Raw genomic sequence first — 3,583 nt, 5'->3', positions numbered from 1 at the left:
CCCTTCTGCGCTTTTCGTCCACATTCGAATGTGGACGAAAAGCGCAGAAGGGTACAGGGATCGCAGAGGTGCTCAGCGCTCGACGCGGGTGAGGAAACCGTTGGCGACGAGGCGCTTCAGCAGCGGCAGCGTGCCGCGGACGGCGTCGTCAGCGGGCACGTCGACGAGCGTTGCGATGGCCTCCAGCGCCGTGCGCGCCGTCATCGATCCGTCGCAGACCGACAGGAACGCGGCGAGCACGGTGTCGGCCTGGATCGACATGCCGAACCCGCCGCCCTGACGGATCATGATGACGCTCGGGTCGCTCGCTCCGGGCTTCGTGTGACGCTCCTCCGTGACGTCCGGCGCGGCCTGCCAGAACGAGTCGAGCACCGCGTCGTCTCCGACACGCGCCATCCACGCCCGCGCGGCGAGACCTGCGTCGATCGTCGGGCCCATGGCGGCGGCGACAGAGCCGCGCTCGTCGAGCAGATCGGTGAACCGGGGACGGGGTTCGGCCGGCCTCTGGAGCGTGATGATGCCGAAGCCGATGCGCTCGACGCCGCGCGCCGCGAAGTCGTCGAGCCAGGCCGAGTACATGGCGTCGTACTCGGGCGACCCGACGGGCGCGCCACCGTCACGCGCCCACAGTTCGGCGTATTCACACGGATCCTGCACCTCGCGCTGCACCACGAGCGCATCGAGGTCGACGCCGTCGAGCCATCGCTCCCAGACGTCTTCGAACGTCTCGCCGTCGCGCATCTCCCAGTTGCCGAGGAACTGTGCGACACCACCGGGTTCGAGGTGGGCGCCGACGTCGCGAACCAGGTTGCGCACGACGGCGTCACCCACCGCACCGCCGTCGCGGTACTCGTACTCGGGCATGCCGGGGCGACGCGGCGTGATGACGAACGGCGGGTTGCTCACGATGAGGTCGAATCGGCGGCCGGCGACCGGTTCGAGCATCGAACCGGCGAGCACCTCGACGTCGAGATCGTTGAGGGCGGCGTTGAAGCAGACGAAGGCGAGCGCGCGTGTCGCGAGGTCCGAGGCGACGATGTGCTCGACGTGGCCCGCGAGGTGCGCGGCCTGAACACCGCAGCCGGTGCCGAGGTCGAGGGCGCTGCGGACGGTGCGTCGCGGGGTCCATCTTGCGAGGGTCGTCGACGCGCCACCGATGCCGAGCACATGATCGGGTTCGAGCACCTGGCCCGTCGCGATCTCCGAGAGATCCGATGCCAGCCACCATGACGACGTCTCGTCGCCGTACGGGCGCAGGTCGCACGTAGCGACGAGAATGCGGTCGTCCCCGTCTCCGCGCATCTGTTCGAGGGTGTCGTCGTCGGCGAGCAGCCCGAGCGCCGTGAGACCGTCGACCCCCGCGGCGGGGAAGGCCGCCTCGATCCGCGCCGGACTCATGCGCCCACCGAGCGTGAACAGTGCCACCATCGTCGCGACAGGACTGTCGTCGTCGGCCAGGATGCGGCGAGCAGCCGTCGGCTGTTCGCGGTGCAGCGCGGCCGACGCACTCGGGCCGAGGACGTCGGCGACCGCCTCGACGGTGTAGGGCGCCGCAGCGAGGTCAGCGCGCAGAGCGACGAGCTGATCGCGCGTGGAATCGTCGACGTGAGGGGCCGGGGAAGACATGACCCCAGTATGGCGTTGACCTGGTGCACGCCGCCGACCCCATGAGGACCGGCGCGCGCCGGCGGAGCGTCAGGCGCCCGCCTTGACCGCCGCGACGGCGTCAGCGGCGGTGGAATCGATGGTGAAGATCTTCTCGAGGCCGGTGATCTGGAAGTTGCGGAGCACCCGGGGATTGGTGATGACGACCCGCATGACCCCCTCGAGCATCCGAACGGCCTTGAGGCGGCCCACGAGCACACCGAGGCCGGTCGAATCGAGGAAGCTGACCTCGCTCATGTCGACGACCATCGCCTTGTCACCGGCGGCGAGCACCTTCGAAATGGCGTCCCGCAGAACGGGGGCGGTGTACACGTCGACCTCCCCGGCGAAGGCGATGACGGCGATGCCGTCGTCCCGGCGAAGGTTCACTCTGAGTTCCACGCGGCCCGGGCTCCTGCTGCTCGACGGTTCATCCTGGCGCAGGCGAGGCCTGCTCTCTGGGAATTCAGTTTTGTCACAGGAAGCCGAAAAGTCAATGCAAGTTGATTTCACATTCATCTCCTTCGAGGTGACATCCAGGGTGGAGGGTGCGCATGAGTTCTGCGGTCACGCGCACTGACGGTGCGGGCCCCGAGCAATGGCTCGACGCGCTGCGTGACGCCGGCACCGGTGGTGTCACCCACGTGCGCACGCGCCCCGCCCGTGAGGCCTCGCTCGCCGAGTGGCCCGACGCGGTGGCGCCTGCGGTTCGAGCTGCGTTCGAGGGCAAGGGAATCCACCACCTGTGGTCGCATCAACGAACCGCACTCGACGCCGTGTTCGAGCGCCGCCACGTCGTCGTCGCGACCGGAACCGCCTCGGGCAAGTCGCTCGCCTACCAGGTGCCGATGCTGACGGCTGCCGTCGACGGCGCCGACTTCGCGCGCCGCCCCGGCGACCCGCCCGTCAGCGCGCTCGCGGCGATCCGCGGAGCCACGACGCTCTACCTCTCGCCCACGAAGGCGCTCGCCGCCGACCAACGCGCGCGCCTCGACGCCCTCGCCATCCCGGGTGCGCGCATCGCGACGCTCGACGGTGACACTCCCCCGGACGAGCGACGCTGGATCCGCGACCACGCCGGCATCATCCTGACCAACCCGGATCTGCTCCACCACTCGATGCTGCCCGCTCACGAACGCTGGTCGATCTTCTGGCGCTCGCTGCGCCTCGTCGTCATCGACGAGTGCCATGTCTATCGCGGCGTGTTCGGCGCCCACACGGCCGGCGTCATCCGACGTCTGCGCCGTGTCGCCGCGCGCTACGGCAGTCACCCGACGTTCGTGCTCGCCTCCGCGACCTCCGGTGAACCCGCCGCACACGCCCGCGCTCTGACAGGCCTCGACGTCGACGCCGTCACCGACGACGGCTCGCCGAGCCCAGCCCTGACGTTCGCGCTGTGGGAGCCCGGCCCGCCCCCGGGCGCGGCAGAGGCCATGGGTGAGGCCGTGGCGGCAGCCACAGATGCGATGAGCGACGAGGATGGCGACGCCGCGCGGGATGGCGACGCGGCCCAGGCTGCTCCTGGCTCTGCCCAGGATCGTGGCGCCGCCCAGGAAGGCGGCGCGGACGATGGCCTCACAGTCGAAGACCTCGGGCGTCGTAGTGCCGTCGCCGAAACGGCCGACTTGTTCGGCGAACTGGTCGGGCGCGGCGTGCAGACGCTCGCGTTCGCGCGCTCGCGTGTGGGTGTCGAGGTGATGGCCGACATGGCGCGAAACCGCCTGTGGAACCACGGGTTCGACCCCGACCTCGTCGCTGCCTATCGCGGGGGTTACCTGCCCGAGGAACGCCGCACCGTCGAATGCGGGCTGCGCGACGGCACCCTCGCCGGGGTGGCCGCCACGAGCGCGCTCGAGCTCGGCATCGACGTCAGCGGCCTCGACGCCGTCCTGCTCGCCGGGTGGCCGGGGACGGTCGCGTCGCTGCATCAGCAGAGCGG

Annotated in this window: 3 protein-coding genes; 1 reads left to right on the top strand and 2 read right to left on the bottom strand. The window is 70.2% G+C overall.

Annotated elements, in window-relative coordinates:
• Nucleotides 1-72: 72 nt before the first annotated feature.
• Together AX669_RS02735 and AX669_RS02730 are read right to left on the bottom strand one after the other, a co-directional pair.
• Nucleotides 73-1,626, bottom strand: a complete 1,554-nt coding sequence (locus AX669_RS02735; RefSeq protein ID WP_062256413.1) for a class I SAM-dependent methyltransferase — start codon at nt 1,624-1,626, stop codon at nt 73-75.
• Nucleotides 1,627-1,695: 69 nt separating this feature from the next.
• Nucleotides 1,696-2,046 carry an STAS domain-containing protein gene (locus tag AX669_RS02730; RefSeq protein WP_038569554.1) on the bottom strand — a complete coding sequence of 117 codons (351 nt, stop codon included), beginning with the start codon at nt 2,044-2,046 and terminating at the stop codon, nt 1,696-1,698.
• 152 nt (nt 2,047-2,198) lie between these two features.
• Here AX669_RS02730 and AX669_RS02725 point away from each other — a divergent pair.
• Nucleotides 2,199-3,583, top strand: a 1,385-nt coding sequence (locus AX669_RS02725) for a DEAD/DEAH box helicase (RefSeq protein WP_156444897.1), incomplete at its 3' end; no start/stop codon positions are given.

The sequence above is a fragment of the Dermacoccus sp. CCH2-D9 genome (assembly GCF_001556795.1).
GTDB classification, from domain to species: domain Bacteria; phylum Actinomycetota; class Actinomycetes; order Actinomycetales; family Dermatophilaceae; genus Dermacoccus; species Dermacoccus nishinomiyaensis.
The sequence above is the reverse complement of the archived record's forward strand: the minus strand, read 5'-3'. Positions and strand labels throughout refer to the sequence as shown.